The organism is Bacillus sp. REN3, assembly GCF_017912555.1.
Taxonomy (GTDB): Bacteria; Bacillota; Bacilli; order Bacillales; family Cytobacillaceae; genus Mesobacillus.
Window position 1 is genome coordinate 215,574 of record NZ_JAERSD010000002.1, and the last position, 18,138, is coordinate 233,711.

An 18,138-nucleotide genomic window follows, 5' to 3' on the forward strand; every position below is an offset into this window, starting at 1 on the left:
TTTCTATTTTTTTGAAGAATCTGTTAGAAATTGTAGCAGGGTTTTAAAATATTGTAAATTTTTTAAATATAATAAAATTTACCTATAAAATCCAGTCCTCACCCTTTCTTTTTAACGAATTTATCGTAAGGAAGTGACCATTCACCTGATTACTTAATGAGCATATAGGCAATTAACCGCATTTTTCCCAGATAGAGATTGGGAAAATTTACTTCGGTACCCTAAATTTGATTCTATCGGCCTATAAGGTAATAATTGGTATCAGGTTATTTTTATATAGTAAAAGCTTGATAGCCTTGGCTAAAAATTCACGATGAAAAAAGAAGAGTGCAAAAGCACTCTTCTTGCATTCTATTGATTCAATTTTGTCACGCGGCCTTCGATTTGCGGGTTAATTTCACCATGTGCTTTGATATAGTTCACCAGTGCGTCCAAATCCACTACATCTATTGTCCGGTCTTTGATGGTTGCGAGAATCGCATAGCCATCCCCGCCGCCGGCCATATAGTTATTGACTGTGATCGAGTAGGTTTGATTCATTTCCACTGGTGTTCCATCTTCTTTTGCGATGGAAACAATGCGGTCACCGGCCGCTCTCGAATCATCATAGGAAACCTTCAGCCCGGAAATTGGCATGATACGGACCTTGCTGCCCCACTGCTGTTCAAGCAAAGTCTTGATTTGCCCGCCTGTTACATTCATTTTCACCAAATCATTGCCAAATGGCTGGACCGTAAAAGCTTCTTTCCAGGTAATATCGCCTGCATCGATGTCGGCACGCACTCCCCCAGAATTCATGAAGGCGAAATCTGTGCCTGTCTGCCAGCGCATGGCATCCGCAATCAAATTGCCCATTGGGGACTCTCCGGCAGCATTTGTTTCCCTCGTAATATAAGCTGGCGTTGCTCCGATCACTTCATTCAAGATCGGTGCAACATCGGCTACATAACGGTCAAGGATTTCCTTGATTTCAGCATCAGGTTCGATTTTATCGCGATAAGTCGTTACAATTTCAGCTGTTCCGGCCATAACATCCTTCGTCTTCGGATTGATCAGCAAATCGATATCTGAAAAAGCCGTTCCGGATGAGTATGATTGGACAACAATTTTTCCATCGACCTTTGTATTGGTGTAGGCATGGTTGTGACCGCCAAACAATACATCGACTTCATCATCGACGTTTCCGGCAATCTCGACCAGTTCTTCACCAGGATTAGAGCCATCAATGCCCGATGTTGAAGGATTGTGGGCCAGGACAACGATCGTCTCAACACCTTGTTCTTTCAGTTCAGTTGTGTATTTATTAATCGCTTCAGCTTCATCCGTGAACTTTACGTCTTTTACCGCGCTAGGGATGACAATGCTTGGCGTATCAGACAGAGCAACACCGATGATGCCAACCGGGACGCCATTGACATCCTCGATATGGTAGGGCTCCAATATCAGTTCATTTGTTGCTGCGTCAACGAGGTTTGCTGCTACATATGGGAAGTCTGCCCCTTCGAATTCACCATATTTTCCAACAGTTTTCGGGTGGCTGCCGCCATTGATTAAGCGAAGCATTTCCTCCACGCCTTCATCGAATTCATGGTTCCCAACAGTAGCGGCGTCAAAACCAAGCTTGTTCATGATTGCTATTGTCGGCTCATCCTGCAGCAAAGCAGAAACCGGGGAGCTGGCTCCGACTGCATCCCCTGCATGAACCATCAGGGTATTCGGGTTTTCAGCCTCATGCTTTTTCAAATAGGCAGCAAGGTAGTCGACTCCTCCTGCATTGATTTTAGAATTATACGTATCCAACTGGCCATGGAAATCATTGATTCCCAACAGCTGAAGGCCGATTGGCAAAGAAAGCTTGTACTTTGCGAAACCATCGGCATCCGGGCCGATATAGTCAATCATTCCGTTCTTCGGCAGCGCATTTTGTGCACTCGGCGTTGATTGGAACGTCACATTCACTTCCTTGCTTACGGCTGAGAAGTTCCAGTTGCCGTCTGCTGATGGATCAATGGTGCTTAGCTCGCTGATGTAATCAATGATTGCCTGGCGGTTCTCATCCGGGTACATCTCTATTGCTGTTTTGTTCCGTACTCCTGGGAAGCTTCCATTTGCACGGTAATTATTTGTGGCGACAAGGAATTCCTGTTCAAGATCGATTGGCTGGCCATTGTATTGCAGATTCTTGATCCGGTTTGCCTCAGGATTAAGCAATTTTCCCTCTTGATCATATTTCGCCGGCTCCGTTACATCGATTTCATATGTAACGCCATCGATGACATCATAATTGTATGTCGGGAAGCTAGTGTTGACCAAAGGCTGCTCACTTGTGCTGTTCTCGTCGATCTGGTTGAACTGGCCTGCGGACATCTCAAGCCATTCTTTTACATCACTGCCTTTGATTTTCACTGTCGCAACTGTGTTTGGATACAGATAAAGATCGGAAACGTTTTTGATCGCAATCGTCCCTGCAGGGATATAGGTGTAATACTCAGAACCATTGCGGCCGCCTGCCTTGAACGGCGCTCCTGCTGACAGGATTGGCAGGTTCTCATCAGGAGTTCCCTTCACTTTCTTTTCAACATACCATTTTTGCGCGTTCGTTACGATCTGGATAGAAGGATCATCCTGGACCAAAGCAAAATAACTGTGGATGTCTGAGGTTGTAGTGCCGACAGGCTGACGGACATAATTGACTGTTCCCTCATGATCTTCTTTTACCGCTTCCAGAATTTCCTTGTCAGCTTCAGCAAGGCTCTTCTTGTTCGCCTTGTCATAAATCGCCCTCAGATGGGTCTTTGAATTTTTTACTATCCATTTGCCTTTTTCCTTGGCAATCGTCAAATCCATGACGCCAAGCTGGTTGCCCCAGTTTCCAGGCATGACTACCGGCACGCCATTGATGGTGCCATTTTCCGTATCCACTCCTGGCAAATCCTTAAAGCTTCCTGGGAATGTCAGATGATTGTGTCCGGAAATGATCGCATCAATGCCGTCCACCTTTGTCAGGTCATAGGCCGCATTTTCTTCCATTTCAACAATCTTCTCATCGCCGATACCGGAGTGGGCAAGCGCGATGATGATGTCCGCGCCATCTTCCTTCATTTTTGGAATTTGTGCTTCTACTGATTTTACGATATCCTTCGTGATGACTTTGCCATCAAGGTTCGCCTTGTCCCATTGGACGATTTGGGGAGTGACTGCACCGACCACGCCCACCTTGATGACCTGAGTCTTGCCGCTTCCATCCGTTACTTTTTTATTAAAAACCTTGTAAGGCTTGAAGTAGTTCTCATCATTGTCCGGATTGTCATCACCGTCAAATTTGAAAACGTTTGCATTTACATAAGGCATCGGTGCATCATCAAGAACTTCATCTAGATAGTCGAGGCCGTAGTTGAATTCATGATTCCCTAATGTCGCTCCATCATAATCCATTAGCTCCATCGCTTTGAATACAGGATGGACTTCTCCTTCTTCAAGCTTGTCGACTTTCGCCTTGTAATCCCCAAGCGGATTTCCCTGGATCAGGTCTCCATTGTCAAAAAGCAAACTGTTCTTGCCCGCAGCCTCGGATCTAGCCTGCTTGATTAATGTCGCTGTTTTCGCCAGCCCGAATTCCAGTGTTTCTGCATCCTTATAATAGTCGTAATTGTATAAATGCGTATGAATGTCTGTCGTCCCTAAAACACGAAGCTGCACTTCATGCTTCCCCGCTTTATCCGGCTTGCCGGCCGCAAATGTTTTCCATGAAACAGGTGCTGCCAGGATCGACAATGCCATTGTTGTAGCAACAACGGATTTTCCTAACTTGCGCAAAGGCTTTTTCAAGAAATCCATCTCCTTAGTGAATAAATTGGTAACATACGGTTCTAATTATAGTAGTATTCATTAGGAAGAAAATGGACTAATAGACCTGAAATTTCTTAACCTTTTGTAAATTTTCATGAATTCCCAGGACTTATTTCCCTTTTTTGAGAATTTTTTTCCTAAAAAATGATTTTTTCCGGACCTTTTTATCTTCTAAAAGTCCTGCCAGCTTTTCCTACGATTGAAAAAACGGTTTGGTGGTAAAAAAGGATAGAGACCTAAACAAGGAGTGTTGGCAAAATGAAGGAATTATTGAAGGAATTGATCCTGATTGACAGCACCACGATAGACGGTGCCAATCAAGCAGTGGAATTTTGCAAACAATGGCTATTGGAGCATGACCTTGAGCCAGAAATCATAGAAAATAACGGATATAAGATGCTGATTTGCGAAGTAGGCGAGGGGGATAAAACAATCGTCTTCAACGGCCATGTCGATGTGGTCACCGGCAAAAAGGAACAATTCGTCCCTAAAGAACAGGGCGGACGGATTTATGCCCGCGGAGCGGCTGACATGAAGGCTGGCGTTGCCGCGATGATGACAGCGATGGCTGATTTGGCCAGTCAGCCTCCAGGGGTCAAAATACAATTGCAAATTGTTTCAGATGAAGAAATCGGCGGGTTCAATTGTTCAGGATTCCTTGTCGATAATGGCTACCGGGGGGATTTTGTCATCTGTTCCGAGCCTACACAGCTTGGCATTGCCTTGCAGGCGAAGGGAGCTTTAAGGCTTGAGGTCGACGTTCACGGAACATCAGCGCACGGCAGCCGTCCATGGGAAGGGGAGAATGCCATCCTCAATGCGTACAAGGCCTATGAAAAAATCCTGGAACTGCCTTTTACAAAAGAAAGCTCTGAGTTTTATCCTGGCCCATCGGTCAACCTTGCGATTATTTCCGGCGGGGAAGTATTCAATAAGGTCCCCGACCGCTGTGTAATGTCTCTTGATATCCGCTATCTTCCGGGACAAAATCCGGATGAAATTATCAAGCAGATCAAAGGTGTCACCAAGGGCGATGTCCGGGTCAAGATGAACGGCATTCCAGTCGCTACGAAAAAAGACAATCCATTCATCACAAGCTTGAGGCCGATCGTGGAAAAACACATTGGCGGTGAAGCAACACTATTTGGCCAGCACGGCTCGGCGGACACTCAGTTCTTCTTCGCGGAAGGAATTCCGGCGGTCGAATTCGGACCAAGCGGAGCCAACTGGCATGGTGATGAAGAATACATTGAGTACCAATCCATTGAGACTTATAAAAGGATCCTCATCGATTACGTGCATAAGTTTTAAAAGACAGCCACTGGCTGTCTTTTTAACTGCTTAAACGGTATTTTTTCGTCCACGAATAAAGCAATAACGAAAGTACGATGCCAATTTGCAGCATAAAGACAGCCGAATCCCAGAACCGCAGGCTATTCAACGGTTCAGCCAGGCCTGGGAGCATGAATTCCTTAACGGCAAATAATAATTGCGGAATGTAATAGAAGGCAGCAAGCGCACATGTCACGGCAATGCCTGCCAGGTAAAAAACAGCATACGGGCGAACAACCTTTTCCTCAATCGTAAGGGCTTCTGTGTCCCTCTCTTTCAGGAACGGCAGCCATCTTCCAAGGAAAAACTGGCCTTCTTCCATTAAGTTATAACAGCCCGTCATGTTTTCCAGCACATAGTATAGATCAGTCTTCATGAATACTCCTGTCTGGTAGACCAAACGGACGAACGTATCGAGAACAGCAAGCCTGAGAAAACTGGCAATAAGGGCGTTTTCATCTATAAATAACTGAGCTGATAGAGCTGCGAACAGGACAGTGATATCAAAATACATTCCCGCTAAATACAGCTTGTTTCGCCTTTCTGCAGGCAGACTCCAGGCCTGGGTTAAATCCGTTTCCAGGACAACGAAGAAAAGACGATGGCCGATTCCTACCTTTGCGGGCAGGTTTTCTGACCTGGCGGCAAGGACATGGCCAAACTCATGCACCAGGACAAGGATTGACGTGACTAGCAGCCACGCAGCTACATTCTTCAGCATCAAGTTGAAGACAAACAAATCCTTATATTTCGGAAAGAATCCTGGATTAAAAATTAAAATCAAAAAAATGCCAACAAGCAGCAATATATATAGCTTAGACGTCAATTGATTGAAAAAAAAGCGGCCAATCCCAGCCGGGATCCACCCGAACCCCGATTGAGAATCTGTGATTGTTTTTCTTTCAACATCCGCTCCATCGATTTCTCCTACGAGCTCAAGCTCAAGGAGCTGATAGACAAAGTCGAATAGCTCCACTTCTTCATCCGGAAACTGTGCCCTTAAAGCTCCCTCAGCCTGGCCAAGCGGCACCCCCTGATCAAGTAACTCAATCGCAGCCACACAAACCTCCGGCATCTCATAAAAATCGCCAGACTCCTTATCCTCGACAATGTAATGTTTTTTATCTTTGCGGATCGTCAAAGGGCGCAGGGAAACAATCGTTTCATCGGAAAAACTCATTCAATCACCTTATTCAATCATGATAAAGGGATGCAGACCCCCGTCAGCATCCCCTCCCTGGACAACCTAGAACCTAATAATGCACCACCAGCAAGTAGTTTTCACTCTATTTAACTTGCGAATTTTCATATTAACACCTCCTTTAACCTAGGGATTTTGTGATAGAAAGGTTTTCCGACCACTTATGGGTATTATGAAAATCAACCCATTTAGGATAAACCTTTTTAAACACCTCTACTAATTGGGGATCAAATTGTGTTCCTTGTCCTTCTAAAATTCGTTTATATGCCTCTTCAACGGGCAAAGCTTCTCTATAGGATCTTGAGGAGGTCATCGCATCGAATGCATCGGCGATAGAAATTACTCTTGCGAGGTATGGAATATGCTCCTTTTGAAGCTGGTCTGGATAGCCTTTTCCATCCCATCTTTCATGATGAGATTTTATAATATCAACACTGTCCGCTAATCCCTTTACCCTCTTTATCGCTTCTGCACCTACGGATGGGTGGGTTTTTATAATATCAAACTCTTCATTTGTAAGTTTTCCCGGCTTCATGAGGATTGAATCCGGGATACTTACTTTTCCAATATCATGCAATAAACACGCTTTATTAAACGACTCAAGTTCTTGTAAGGAGAACCTTTCAGTTTCCTTCGCCAATGAATTTGCATAAAAAGCTACTCTCTCACTGTGACCTCTTGTATATGGATCTTTTAGTTCAATTGTAGCAATTACCCCCTTTACAATTGCTGAAAGCTGATTATCATATGACAGCCTTATCGAAGAGATATAGCTTTCAAATCTTTTTAGCAGAATAAAAGCTATTCCGCTTAAAATGATAACCAGTGCAATTGGTGCCAAAACTTGTTTAGTTTGCAACAAGACTCCAAAATAACCGTATTTAAACAATAAACTTGACGTTACCAAAAGGAAAAAATTTTTATTAACGAAAAATGGTGAAAATAATATAAGCAAAATTTCTACTGCGTTTCCACTTTGATATTCAAGTGTATTAAGTGTATATATTAATGTTTCATTAATTATTGAAATTACAATATAACTAGTTACGAAAAAATATTTTATCCAATAAAGTTTTCCTTTTTTCGCCATAATGATGCTTACAGGCAACAAAAGCAATAAAGCAATGTACATCCATATATTCACATCGCGTGGAAGATGCAAATCGATATTTTTATAAAAGAGATGGTAAAAAACTTCATAAAATACATAAATTAAATAAAACAACATGAGAAACCATTTTAATGCTCTCTGTTCTTCATTTTCCAGGGGTAATGTTTTTATCTCACTAAACATAAATACCTCACATTATTTTTAAATGTTATCTTTAACCTACTTATCGCCAGGCTTTTTGATTAATTAATATGTATAAAGGAATTAAGAAATATATAGACCATTAGAACTGGTCATTTAATTTTTTTTCGACATTTTTCTTCATTATACAACAAAAGGACTATCTAAATAATAGTCCTTTTGGTTCATTTATTGGGAAATTATTCATCTTATTTTAAATCAGGACCATTTTCGACTAAAGGGAGACTAACTTCTACAGTAGTCCCCTTATTTATCTCACTGGAAATGGAAAAGAACCCCTCATGCTCTTCGATAATTTTTTTGGTCACCATTAATCCTAGTCCAGTACCCTTTTGCTTGGTAGTATAAAATGGTTCGCCCAATTTCATGAGCTTATCAGATTCAATACCACACCCTTCATCAATCACTGAAATTCGGGCAAAACCATCTCTATTTTCAGACTGAATGATGATTGTGCCACCATCCTGCATAGCTTCCATGGCGTTTTTGATTAAATTGATAAACACTTGTTTCATTTGGTGTTCATCGCATAATAATGAAGAAGAATCCTCAATATCAACATTAATCGTTATTTTTTGACGGTCCGCATGAAGCTTTATCACATTCACGACGTATTCGATTATATCCTTCAAACTTTCAGGTTTTTTTAAGGCTGTATGTGGCTTCCCTAAAATTAGGAGGTCATTGACAATTTCGTTGATTCTGTCGATTTCATTTAGCATGATGGGATAATACTGTTCATCCCCTTTATCCTTTTCTTGCTGGAGCTGGGTGAACCCTTTCAAAGAGGAGAGAGGATTTTTAATCTCGTGTGCAATAGCAGTAGCCGTTTGGCCAATTACCGCCAACTTCTCATTTTCCCTTGCTTCCTCATAAGCTAACGTAATTGCTTTTACATAAGAATAGAAACGATTTAATAGAATGAAGGCTACAACAGAGATAAAAGCAATCAAAACAGATGCTAAAATAACATCCAGACTTTGGAATACCATTCCGTAAATTGCATATTTTAATATCATTGAACTTACAGAAAGCCAAAAGAATTTTCTATTCACAAATATTGGTGAAAACAAAATGAAAAAAAGCTCGATCACATGGCCGCCACTGAAAGGTATGTCCTTCCCAAAATAAATAAGGAAATAATTAGTGAATTCTAAGACAAGATAGAAGACAAGGAAAATATATTTTATAGGGAATGGGTTTCCTTTTCTAATGAGATAGATAGCAACAGGCAATGGTAAAAATACTAAGACATATAAGAAAAAGCCTAGCCCTCCATCTGGTAACCCAATTTCTGATTTCAAATAGTATGGAAAAATAAAATAGTAAAAGAAATCATAACCTATATAAATAAGATAAAACAATCCGATAAATAGTTTAATCGCCTTGTTTTCCTCGGAAATCAATACTTGTCCCCTGATAGTTGTGTTCATCTTCGGACTCCTTCTTCAAAAAAAGACTCTTTTCATTAACATATTATATCAGCATATGTCTAAAATTGTTACATTTTGTCACCAGACTCTCTCCTATACCTATCAAACTTTTTTATAAACTTAAAAATTTCTTTTATATATAGAAATGGACCAGGCATCGGGTGCCTGATCCACTTTATTATGCTGTTTCGGTCATATTGTATTCATTCAGGATGCCTTCGAGTTTCAAAGCGAGGCCCATGCTTCCCTGGATTTTCAGCTTGCCTGTCATGAAGGCGGCTGTCCCATTCAGCTTGCCGGTGATCATCTTCTTGAAGTTTTTGTCTGAGAGCTTCAATAGGCAATCGGCATCTCCCGCTGGTCCTTCGATGACTAGGGCTTTTCCATCCGCCAATTTCAGCGCAAACATACCACTGTCCTCCCCTGTGATTTCGTATTGATAGACGACATTCAAGCCTTCGATCGGCCCTGGATTCTCAATCATCATTCTTTCGAGGTCATGCCAGACTTCCCGGACTGACTTATTCTCCAACATTCATAACCCACCTGCCATTCTTTTTTCCTCATCATACCTTCCAAACAAAGCGCCCACAATCCCGACGAACAACGTGCCTCCCTTCATCCCCCCGTTATTCGTCGGGTGCAAAACTTGAGGAAATCTGTCAGGGTCAGCTTCCTTTACTGGAGAAGGCTTTAAGTCCCCTGTTCCAGAATGCATAGCTGCGATGCAGAAATGATTGCAGCTGCTGGTGTCCAGAGCGCAAATGCTTTGTAGCCGGATTTGTCTATGAAATATGCGGCCGTGAAGCCATATGGGATGATCCAGGTCAGGAACATGCGGATGCCCTTATGGTAAATGGTCAATGGGTATCTTGCAAAGTCGCTCAGATTGAAGACCGTCCAGACAATCGGAAGGCTGTCAATCATTAAGAAGCTGTACGTGGCGAAAAATAAATTGATTGCAACAAAAATCAGCCCTGATGAAATCATCATCACGATCAGCATCCCGATTTCTTCCGCTCCCCAGACGAGGCGCTTTGGGATTGCAGTCCAAAGGATGATCACGCCTATGAACAGCTGGCCAAAGCCATCCTAGTGAAGGGGTCTGCTTCGACATGGAACAACGGATTCACCGGACGGATTAGCAGGCTGTCAAGCTTGCCCGGATGGATGTATTGCCAGCCAAGCGTCCACAAGTTATCAAAGAAGATTTGGTGGATCGACCTTCCAGTTGCCGCAATCCCATAAATGAATAATATCTCATTAAAGGTCCACCCGTTGATCTGTTCGTGTCCAAACAGTATGAAGAGGTGCAATTGGATCGGGTGCTCCGCGAAAAGGCTTTAGCTTTTCCGGGGAGCAAGTGAAGCCAGCAGGCAGGAGCACCTAACCTAGAAAAACGACCAGCCTGCTTGAAGCCAATATGTTCAAGAAAGGAGCGAAAACTTTAAAAGAATACCTTTATATATTCCACAAAATGAACTTTTTGTTCTAAATAGAGAACACTAAGGGATAAAAAAATCGCTTTGCTGTTCTATATGATAGGCTCTTCCCGTTCGTTCGACCTTGTTCCATGACTCTTTATTAGTAAAATACTGTATTGTCCCATGAATAATAATATAAAGTGAAATGATTCTAAAAAACAGTAAATCAGCTAGTAAGGTCATTGACAGGAAACCAAATTCTCTATAGCTGAACTTTTGTCCGTAACTGGACGCAACAGCGAGGGAAACCACATTATACGTTAAGTTAATAGAGATAGACAGGAGCAGCAGGAAAAGATAGATTGATGAGGAATCATTTAGTATTATGATGAAAATCAGTCCTGCGATCGTTAAAAAAGAGCAGGCGACACCGACAAACAAGGCATCGACTATAAGAAAAAAAGAAATCGGACTTTTGAATAGGGTCAAGATGAATTCCTTGAAATACAATATGATGCAGTCGGTAAATGCCTTTTGCCATCTTACTCTTTGCTTGAATAAGTCTCCCCAGTTCTCCGGGACCTCCGTGTAACAAATTGCCTCGGGAATGAAAATGACCTTGAGATTATTTTTACTCTTAATATAGTTCTGAATTTTTATTGTTATATCGATATCTTCTCCGATCGTTTTCCTGTAGCCGCCTACACTCAGGAGTGCTTCCCTTTTAAATACCCCGAAAGCTCCAGAAATAATGGAAAGGGCTTTTGCCTTTGAAAGTGATGACTTATATATATAGAATCCCCTGAAGTATTCAAGAATTTGGAGTCTTACAATGGCTTTCACTCTCAAGCACGGTTTTAACATACCTCCATGGAATTTCCTGCCCTGGAGGACATGGACCATCCCGCCAGCCGCAACGAGATTAGGATCCTCGAAAGCTCGATTAATGATTCGCAGTGCTTGTTCATCAAGCATGCTGTCGGCATCCAAGGTAATGATGATTTCACTGCTTGCATATGCGATCCCTGCGTTCAAGGCGTCAGCTTTCCCTCCATTTTCTTTATCTATCACTAATATTCGCTGATTTTTCCTAGAGCTGTAAATTCCTCTAACCTTTTCAAATTCAAGGGAACCGATCAGATCCTTATAGATAGGTTCTAATTCCAACAATTCCTCCAGTAGCTGGAAAGTACCGTCCTTAGAGCCATCGTTGATGAAAATCATTTCGTAATTGCTGTAATTTAGTCTGTCTATTCCTTTCACGGCCGTCCCTATGATCGATTGTTCATTATAGCAAGGGACCAAAATACTGACTTGCCTCTCCTTCAATGCATGTTTAAACTCTAAATAATATGGTAACCTTCTTCTTCCCGTAAAGGAATGTATGATATGGTATAGTGGGAAAGCCAAACACATACCAACGATTATAATGCCTGCCAAGCTGAGAATATTCATCATCTATCTTTCCTCCCTTTCAAAAATTTTCACATAATCAATCGAAAATTCTGCTGGGAAAACAGTAGATGCATTGGGATTTCCTGGCCAATTACCGCCAATCGCCAGATTCATGATCAAATACATGGGATAATTCGCATCCCGGTTCCTGGTTTCAAATATAAGATTGCCGTCTAAAAACCACCTTATCGCCTCCTTTTCCCACTCAACAGCAAAAACATGATCCTCTTGATGGTTTTTAATTTCCTTCGTATCATGTACCGTGCGGAGTGTTCCATTATGTCTCCAATGTTTTACAAAATACGCGATCTGAGGCTCATTGCCAATTGCTTCAAAAATATCAATTTCCGGCAAGCTATCCTTTCCATCCGCTCTTAACAGCCATATCGCTGGAAATAAGCCTTTCCCTGATGGATATTTAGCTTTCACTTCCACCTTTCCATACAAAAACTCGAATTTTTTCCTGGTTTGAACGAGACCTGATGTATATCGATCCCGTTCTTTCCTTCCAGTTAAAAATAATCGGCCATCGCGAACAACAGCATTTTCTGGGCGATATTCCTGCAGCTCGTTATTGAAGTTCTTCTTCCGGCCCAACGCTTCCCATTTTTCAGTGGCAAGAGATGTTCCCGAAAAATCCTCCTCAAAAACAAGCTTCCATTCTCCTTGTTTTTCTTGACTTTTTATAGTTGAATTGTTCGTTATGTTGTACGCTTCCTCAATATCATCGATGACATCATTTCTATTTGTATTTTGTTGATCGTCGTTCATTTTACTGCTTACAAACAAGGAAGAAGAAATAACCACGAGACAAAACATTAAAAAAACTTTGGTTTTCACGATCTCACCTACACTCCTTGTTCATTATAAAGAACTTATAAGAAGTATAGGCGAAGAAGCAAAAAAAGAAAAACCGCGTAGTTCCCGGTTTGACCTTAATAAAGAACTTTTTCCTCGATATATCTTTGATTTACTACCGATTTCATCTCATTTCGTTCCTTAAAAAGAACAACATCAGCCCAAGGTAGATTCGTTTCAAAAATAAAAGGAAGGGATAAAAGCGGGATACCATGAAGGTCTTAAGAAGGAGACGATGAAGATAAAAAGTGCCTGCCCCTCGCGTTGAGGAAGCAGGCACCTTATGACTAAGACGAGATTGTCATTTGGAATTTCCGTAAATAACTATTTAATTCATCCATGGTTTCGAAATGACGATGGTGCCCGATACGGCTGAATATATCCATTTTGCGGAGAATTCCCCCGAGGTCTAGATCATTACCGACAAGATATAGATTCTGTCCCCGCTCTTTCAGCTGGTCATTCAGCTGCAGCAGGGTCAAGGCGCCTGTTGCATCCACGATTGTTACCTGCGCGATATCAATCGCGATATGCGGGTTGTTGTCAGATGTGATTGTCCTGGTGATCTGCTCAACGGAACCGAAGTACAGCGGGCCTTCAAGGAAATAGAGGCTCAGTCCGCCTTCAGCCTTGTTTGTCATCTTGAAGCCTTCCTCGCTCATCCGCTTCATGAAAATCAAGGCACTCATCACGATTCCGACTCCAACAGCAACCATCAGGTCGATTGCCACCGTCAGGACCATTGTAACGACCATTACCGCCGCATCTGACCTCGGTTCATCCTTTAAGATTTTGAAACTATCATAATCAAACATCGTGACCCCTGTTATGATCAGGATCCCGGCTAGTACCGCAAGTGGGATTTCTTCCGCTAGCGATCCGAATACGAGCATGAACAGCAGCAGGGCCACACTGTGGACCATTGCTGATATCACTGTCTGGCCGCCGCTGCGCAAGTTGACTACGGAACGGACGGTGGCACCGGCACCTGGCATTGCTCCGAACAGGCCGGCAAGCGTATTCCCAATCCCCTGCCCAATCAATTCTTTGTTGCTCTTGTGCTTTGTACCAGTCATATTATCCATTACGACAGATGTCAGCAACGAGTCAATCGAGCCAAGGACGGCAATGCTCAAGGCTGCTGGAATCAACTGGAGGATTATGTCGGCTTCGGCTACAGGCAACTGTAATTGCGGCAGCCCCTTTGGGATCTCTCCGATTCGGTCAACCGTATCAAAAAAGATGAAATCATTAATGAACGGCAAGGAAAAATGGACAGCAGGCATCACTTTTTCCAGAAGGATGACAGCAATTGTTCCCAAGATCAAGGCCATCAGGCTCGGCGGGATGAGCTTGATAGATTTCATTGAAAATAGCATAAATGCAATGGTCAGCAGCACGACCATAAAGCTGCCGGTCACATACTTCAACTGTCCCATGATGATGATGATTGCGATTCCATTCATGAACCCGCTGACAACCGGCAACGGAATGAACTTCAGATAGTTGCCAGCCTTCAGCAAGCCAAAGGCAATTTGAAAAAGACCGCCGAGAAACGCAGCGATAAAAGCATATTCAATGCCATGACTGGCAACGACTCCAGTGAAAATGATTGTAATGGGCCCAGTCGGACCTGTAACCTGACCCTTCGTGCCGCCAAATAAGGCAGCAAAGAAACCGGTGATGATTGCGCCATACAAACCAATGATGGCACCGTCTGAGTTTTGCGTCGCCTGCATCCCGAAAGCCAATGCAAGCGGCAGCGCAACGACCGAAACCGTAATCCCGGCCAAAAGCTCACGCTTGAGCGTCTGAAACATCAATCATTCGCCTTCCTTTTCCTTATGATAAGAAAATTATACGCCTTCCTCATTGGAATGGACAATGTGAAAAGTAACAGGGAACGATTTTCCTATAGGTTGAGGTCGTCAGAAAACCTTCGCCAGCCAGAAACCGTGCATCGAGACAACAGCGGTGTAGAGAAAGGCAGCGAAAAAAGTGATTCCCTTAACGAATGAAGATTGAGGGACAATCCCGCGGATCATAAAGAATAGAAGAAAAAAAGAAAGGATTAACTTGATGGCAAGAAACAAAAATGGATTTGCCCCATAAACCGCATCCATGACCGGATTCACTTCAGCGATGAATGCGTGCCTCAGGCCAAACCATGTAACAGCGGCGTCGAAAAAATTTAGGATGGCTAAATAGCAGAAAAGGAAGGACATAAAGTTCACCTCAAACATCAGTCTGATCCTGCAAATATTATTCCCTTTACTAGATTGTTTGGAAACATCAAGAAAGTTTCTGCACCTGGATGAAAATAAAATGAAGGTCAAAAAGTAATTACTCTTCGACCTTCAATTTAATTTACATTTCGGATTCTTCTATAATGTAGGATACTCAAAATCCCTCCTGCGCAAATCAATAATCCGCCAATTAACAGGAGATTGTAATGATTTGTCGCTGTATTTGGCAGGTGGTTCACGATTTTGGGCGTTACGGCAGCATCCGTTTCGGATTTCCCATTATCCTGATCCGGTTGTGTGCCCGCACTGCTTTCAGCTTCCTCTGCGAGAAAAATGATTTCCACCTCTGCATAAGAGTTTTGGTATTCATTCCCTAATTCATATGGCATTGTCACTTGGAAAAATAACTCCTCTTTCGAACCAGCTTCCAAAAATCTTGGAGAGAAGCCTTTAAAATCCTTTAGCTTTCCCTTGTAAAGGATTACAGGTCCCTTTGCTACCAGGAAATCCAGTTCTTCCAGCAGCCCTTTTACGGACTTTGTTTTTCCGACATTGACTGTATAATTAAAATCATGCTTTCCTTCATTCATGACTGTTATTTCCCTTGGAATCCAATCGCCTGGTTTTAAATTTCCCGCCTCAAAGGAAAATCCATGCTGGAGAGTATCGATATCGATTTCACCTTCGGCATGAACGTTCATCTGAGTGGTGAGAATGATCGGAAGAAAAGCCAGTATGGTTAAGGCTTTCGCCAGTCTTAATAATCTGTTCATGATATTCCCTCATCACTAAGGATTTAAGAAAAGGCGGGAATATGTTTTCCCGCCCTTTTCCCATAGTCACTTATTTTGCAACACCCGCACCTTGCATGCCATCAAATGTCCATTTCAATTCCAATGAATCGCCTTGGAACTGATTCTGATCTTTACCATTATCCACGAATTCATACTGAACATATAAAGTATCATTTGTTCCAGCTGCCAGATTTCCTCCACGTTCAGCAAACCATTCACTCCAGAAATTCCCTTCGATGACATCTGGGCTCATATTCTTAAGATCATGCAATGTTGTAGACCAGACAGGAAAATCTAATTTGTCAGCATTGAGCATGAAGTTTACACGGATGTGCTTTCCTAAGTCTTCGGAATTGTTATTTTTCACATCATTTACAGTATAATCCGTGAATAAGTCGATTTCAGCAATGTCAAGTGAACCGCCATTCACTAACTTAAATGAACGGAGCATGGTATCGCCAGGCTTGATGTTATTAACATCAACAATTGTTGTAGGATTGACACTAAGGTCCAATGTGCCAGCAGCAAACTTCGCGTTTGCTTCTGCTGTGTCACTAAAGTAAGCAAATGTTCCTCCGCCGATCAGTGAAATTCCCATTACAGCTGATGCAATCCCCATACCTAATTTCTTTTTCAGACTCATGACAAATTCCTCCTCCTACCCCATTCGGGTATGTAAAGTTTTTTATATTGACCCTTGCTTGAAACAAGGAGTGCAACCATGTTAAGCTGTTTTTTCTTCCGGATCCTTTTCCTTCTGTTTTGGATCTAATTCTCTTAATGCCTGGAAGATTGAGAATCCTGCGTAGCCAAGAAGCAGAAGTCCTGGCACGATCAGAAGGATTGCGCTGCCTTCCTTTGATTGAGCAAAATCGATAAGATATCCCGCATATGGAATCGTAAAACCTGAATAAACTGCTTTTACATTTTCGGAAAGTACTGGTTCCAAATCAGCCGTTTTGTTGTTATCCCCTTTTGTTTCATACATCATGTGGTTACCGCTAGTTTTGATTCCGATGATCCGGTGGGTGATCAATTTTTTCTCACTTGCCTGAAAGGTGATGATTTCTCCTTTACTGAGCGATTTTCTTTCTTCAGAATCGACTGGTTTTACTGCTATGATGGAGCCCGTTTTAAATGTCGGCTCCATTGAACCCGAAAGGACAGTCTTCAGCTGGTAGCCAAATACCTGGGGTTCTCCACCTGACGCTTTTGAGGAGATGACCAGAAAAGCCATTAGGATCAAGTTCATGAACAAGACAGCAGTAATAATATTGCTTAGGATTTTCAATACTTTCTTCAAACTATTCACCTTCCTAATTTCCTTCTCCCGGATTTTCTGCAGCATCCTTCACTGCTGTATTGCTTTGTGCCTGAGCGCCTTCTTCTTTCTTTGCATCTTCATTGCTGATGCCTTTAACTTCTGCGGTTTCTTCCTTAGGCTTTTCCTCTGCTTCTACAGAAGCAGGCTCTTCTTTCTTGGCTGCATTGTCATCCGATTCCTGGTCCGGATGATTCGCGTGATCTGATTGCGCTTCTTTCTCTCCCTGTTGTTTCTCTTTAACTTCAGATTCCTGACCGCTGTCTGGTTGGACAACCTCTGCCAGCTTCACATTTATTTCTCCACTCCAAAGCTCTCCTCCGCCTGGATGATCTTCATGCTGGTATGCTTTGAACATATAGACTCCGTTTAATTCCGGTGTAAAAGTTAACTCTAGCTTCTCTCCGTTCTTTAAGGCCTTAAAGGTTAAAGTTCGGACCAATCTTTCTCCTTGTTTTGGATTGCCCTTCTCACTATAGTAAATCTCGTATTTTCCGCCTGACTTCATATCCTCGCCAGTATTTTCAATCGTGGCAGATATTTTCTCTCCATCAAATTTACTGCCGATAAACTTAAGTGAACTGCAATCCCAATCACCGTGTTTTCCATTTTCAGCACAGCTGCTTTCTGTCTCCCATTCACCTGCCTGGATAATGCCATTCACTCTATCCTGATCACTGAAATATGCATTTGTTTGTCCGGTTAATATAGTAGATATCCCTATAAACAAGTACCATACAGCTAAAAACTTGATGAAGAGGAAAAGAAATTTATTTTTATTCCTGAACTTTCTTAGTCTGCCGTATCTTATAGGGTCCACCTCCAGTCACCAATCGTTCTTTTTTAAATACCAAACGTTCTTTTTAACGAAATTACATTTTGAGTATAACCTTTCCTCAAACTTTTGAAAAAC

16 protein-coding genes are annotated in these 18,138 nt (G+C 42.3%); 1 reads left to right on the top strand and 15 read right to left on the bottom strand.

Annotation, left to right across the window (positions count from 1 at the left end):
• Positions 1–351 precede the first annotated feature (351 nt).
• A complete protein-coding gene (locus tag JJQ88_RS02525; protein ID WP_210364153.1) occupies positions 352–3,837 on the bottom strand; it encodes a bifunctional 2',3'-cyclic-nucleotide 2'-phosphodiesterase/3'-nucleotidase in 3,486 nt (1,161 codons plus the stop codon).
• Positions 3,838–4,107: 270 nt separating this feature from the next.
• On the opposite strand from JJQ88_RS02525, the gene JJQ88_RS02530 reads away from it, so the two are divergent.
• Positions 4,108–5,160 (top strand): M20 family metallopeptidase, encoded by a 1,053-nt coding sequence (locus JJQ88_RS02530; RefSeq protein ID WP_210364154.1) that lies wholly within the window; start codon positions 4,108–4,110, stop codon positions 5,158–5,160.
• 22 nt (positions 5,161–5,182) lie between these two features.
• Here JJQ88_RS02530 and JJQ88_RS02535 read toward each other — a convergent pair whose 3' ends face one another.
• The 14 genes from JJQ88_RS02535 to tapA all read right to left on the bottom strand — a co-directional run bounded on the left by JJQ88_RS02535 (position 5,183) and on the right by tapA (position 18,045).
• Positions 5,183–6,361: a hypothetical protein gene (locus JJQ88_RS02535; protein WP_210364155.1), complete on the bottom strand. Its 1,179-nt coding sequence runs from the start codon at positions 6,359–6,361 to the stop codon at positions 5,183–5,185.
• Between the two features lie 142 nt (positions 6,362–6,503).
• Positions 6,504–7,676, bottom strand: coding sequence for an HD-GYP domain-containing protein (locus JJQ88_RS02540; protein ID WP_210364156.1), 1,173 nt, complete (start codon positions 7,674–7,676; stop codon positions 6,504–6,506).
• A 206-nt stretch (positions 7,677–7,882) separates the two neighbouring features.
• On the bottom strand, positions 7,883–9,127 hold the full coding sequence (locus JJQ88_RS02545; RefSeq protein ID WP_210364157.1) for an ATP-binding protein: 1,245 nt from the start codon (positions 9,125–9,127) through the stop codon (positions 7,883–7,885).
• A gap of 178 nt (positions 9,128–9,305) precedes the next feature.
• Complete coding sequence (locus JJQ88_RS02550) at positions 9,306–9,662, bottom strand: SCP2 sterol-binding domain-containing protein (protein ID WP_210364158.1); 357 nt, start codon at positions 9,660–9,662, stop codon at positions 9,306–9,308.
• 158 nt (positions 9,663–9,820) lie between these two features.
• A complete protein-coding gene (locus tag JJQ88_RS21420) occupies positions 9,821–10,192 on the bottom strand; it encodes an ABC-2 family transporter protein (RefSeq protein ID WP_210364159.1) in 372 nt (123 codons plus the stop codon).
• 2 nt (positions 10,193–10,194) lie between these two features.
• The gene (locus tag JJQ88_RS21425; protein ID WP_210364160.1) at positions 10,195–10,443 is read right to left on the bottom strand and encodes an ABC-2 family transporter protein; all 249 of its coding nucleotides are present in this window, start codon (positions 10,441–10,443) and stop codon (positions 10,195–10,197) included.
• Between the two features lie 189 nt (positions 10,444–10,632).
• Positions 10,633–11,880, bottom strand: coding sequence for a glycosyltransferase family 2 protein (locus JJQ88_RS02565; protein WP_210364161.1), 1,248 nt, complete (start codon positions 11,878–11,880; stop codon positions 10,633–10,635).
• A gap of 129 nt (positions 11,881–12,009) precedes the next feature.
• A complete protein-coding gene (locus tag JJQ88_RS02570; protein WP_210364162.1) occupies positions 12,010–12,846 on the bottom strand; it encodes a glycoside hydrolase family 16 protein in 837 nt (278 codons plus the stop codon).
• Positions 12,847–13,151: 305 nt separating this feature from the next.
• Complete coding sequence (locus JJQ88_RS02575) at positions 13,152–14,684, bottom strand: SulP family inorganic anion transporter (RefSeq protein WP_246860902.1); 1,533 nt, start codon at positions 14,682–14,684, stop codon at positions 13,152–13,154.
• Between the two features lie 108 nt (positions 14,685–14,792).
• A complete protein-coding gene (locus tag JJQ88_RS02580) occupies positions 14,793–15,107 on the bottom strand; it encodes a DUF5658 family protein (protein ID WP_210364164.1) in 315 nt (104 codons plus the stop codon).
• A gap of 119 nt (positions 15,108–15,226) precedes the next feature.
• Positions 15,227–15,883: an LPXTG cell wall anchor domain-containing protein gene (locus tag JJQ88_RS02585; RefSeq protein ID WP_210364165.1), complete on the bottom strand. Its 657-nt coding sequence runs from the start codon at positions 15,881–15,883 to the stop codon at positions 15,227–15,229.
• A 70-nt stretch (positions 15,884–15,953) separates the two neighbouring features.
• Complete coding sequence (locus JJQ88_RS02590; RefSeq protein WP_210364166.1) at positions 15,954–16,547, bottom strand: CalY family protein; 594 nt, start codon at positions 16,545–16,547, stop codon at positions 15,954–15,956.
• Between the two features lie 81 nt (positions 16,548–16,628).
• Positions 16,629–17,252, bottom strand: coding sequence for a signal peptidase I SipW (sipW, locus tag JJQ88_RS02595; protein ID WP_210364167.1), 624 nt, complete (start codon positions 17,250–17,252; stop codon positions 16,629–16,631).
• A complete protein-coding gene (gene tapA / locus JJQ88_RS02600) occupies positions 17,221–18,045 on the bottom strand; it encodes an amyloid fiber anchoring/assembly protein TapA (protein WP_210364168.1) in 825 nt (274 codons plus the stop codon). The genes sipW and tapA overlap by 32 nt, the downstream gene beginning before the upstream one ends.
• Positions 18,046–18,138 lie beyond the last annotated feature (93 nt).

What these genes read in the sequence shown, in the direction of transcription:
- JJQ88_RS02580 (WP_210364164.1), bottom strand. Translation starts at nt 15,107, where the DNA reads ATGTTTGAGGTGAACTTTATGTCCTTCCTTTTCTGCTATTTAGCCATC.
- sipW (WP_210364167.1), bottom strand. Translation starts at nt 17,252, where the DNA reads ATGCTGCAGAAAATCCGGGAGAAGGAAATTAGGAAGGTGAATAGTTTG.
- JJQ88_RS02525 (WP_210364153.1), bottom strand. Translation starts at nt 3,837, where the DNA reads ATGGATTTCTTGAAAAAGCCTTTGCGCAAGTTAGGAAAATCCGTTGTT.
- JJQ88_RS02585 (WP_210364165.1), bottom strand. Translation starts at nt 15,883, where the DNA reads ATGAACAGATTATTAAGACTGGCGAAAGCCTTAACCATACTGGCTTTT.
- JJQ88_RS02550 (WP_210364158.1), bottom strand. Translation starts at nt 9,662, where the DNA reads ATGTTGGAGAATAAGTCAGTCCGGGAAGTCTGGCATGACCTCGAAAGA.
- JJQ88_RS02540 (WP_210364156.1), bottom strand. Translation starts at nt 7,676, where the DNA reads ATGTTTAGTGAGATAAAAACATTACCCCTGGAAAATGAAGAACAGAGA.
- JJQ88_RS02590 (WP_210364166.1), bottom strand. Translation starts at nt 16,547, where the DNA reads ATGAGTCTGAAAAAGAAATTAGGTATGGGGATTGCATCAGCTGTAATG.
- JJQ88_RS02575 (WP_246860902.1), bottom strand. Translation starts at nt 14,684, where the DNA reads ATGTTTCAGACGCTCAAGCGTGAGCTTTTGGCCGGGATTACGGTTTCG.
- JJQ88_RS02535 (WP_210364155.1), bottom strand. Translation starts at nt 6,361, where the DNA reads ATGAGTTTTTCCGATGAAACGATTGTTTCCCTGCGCCCTTTGACGATC.
- JJQ88_RS02530 (WP_210364154.1), top strand. Translation starts at nt 4,108, where the DNA reads ATGAAGGAATTATTGAAGGAATTGATCCTGATTGACAGCACCACGATA.
- JJQ88_RS02545 (WP_210364157.1), bottom strand. Translation starts at nt 9,127, where the DNA reads ATGAACACAACTATCAGGGGACAAGTATTGATTTCCGAGGAAAACAAG.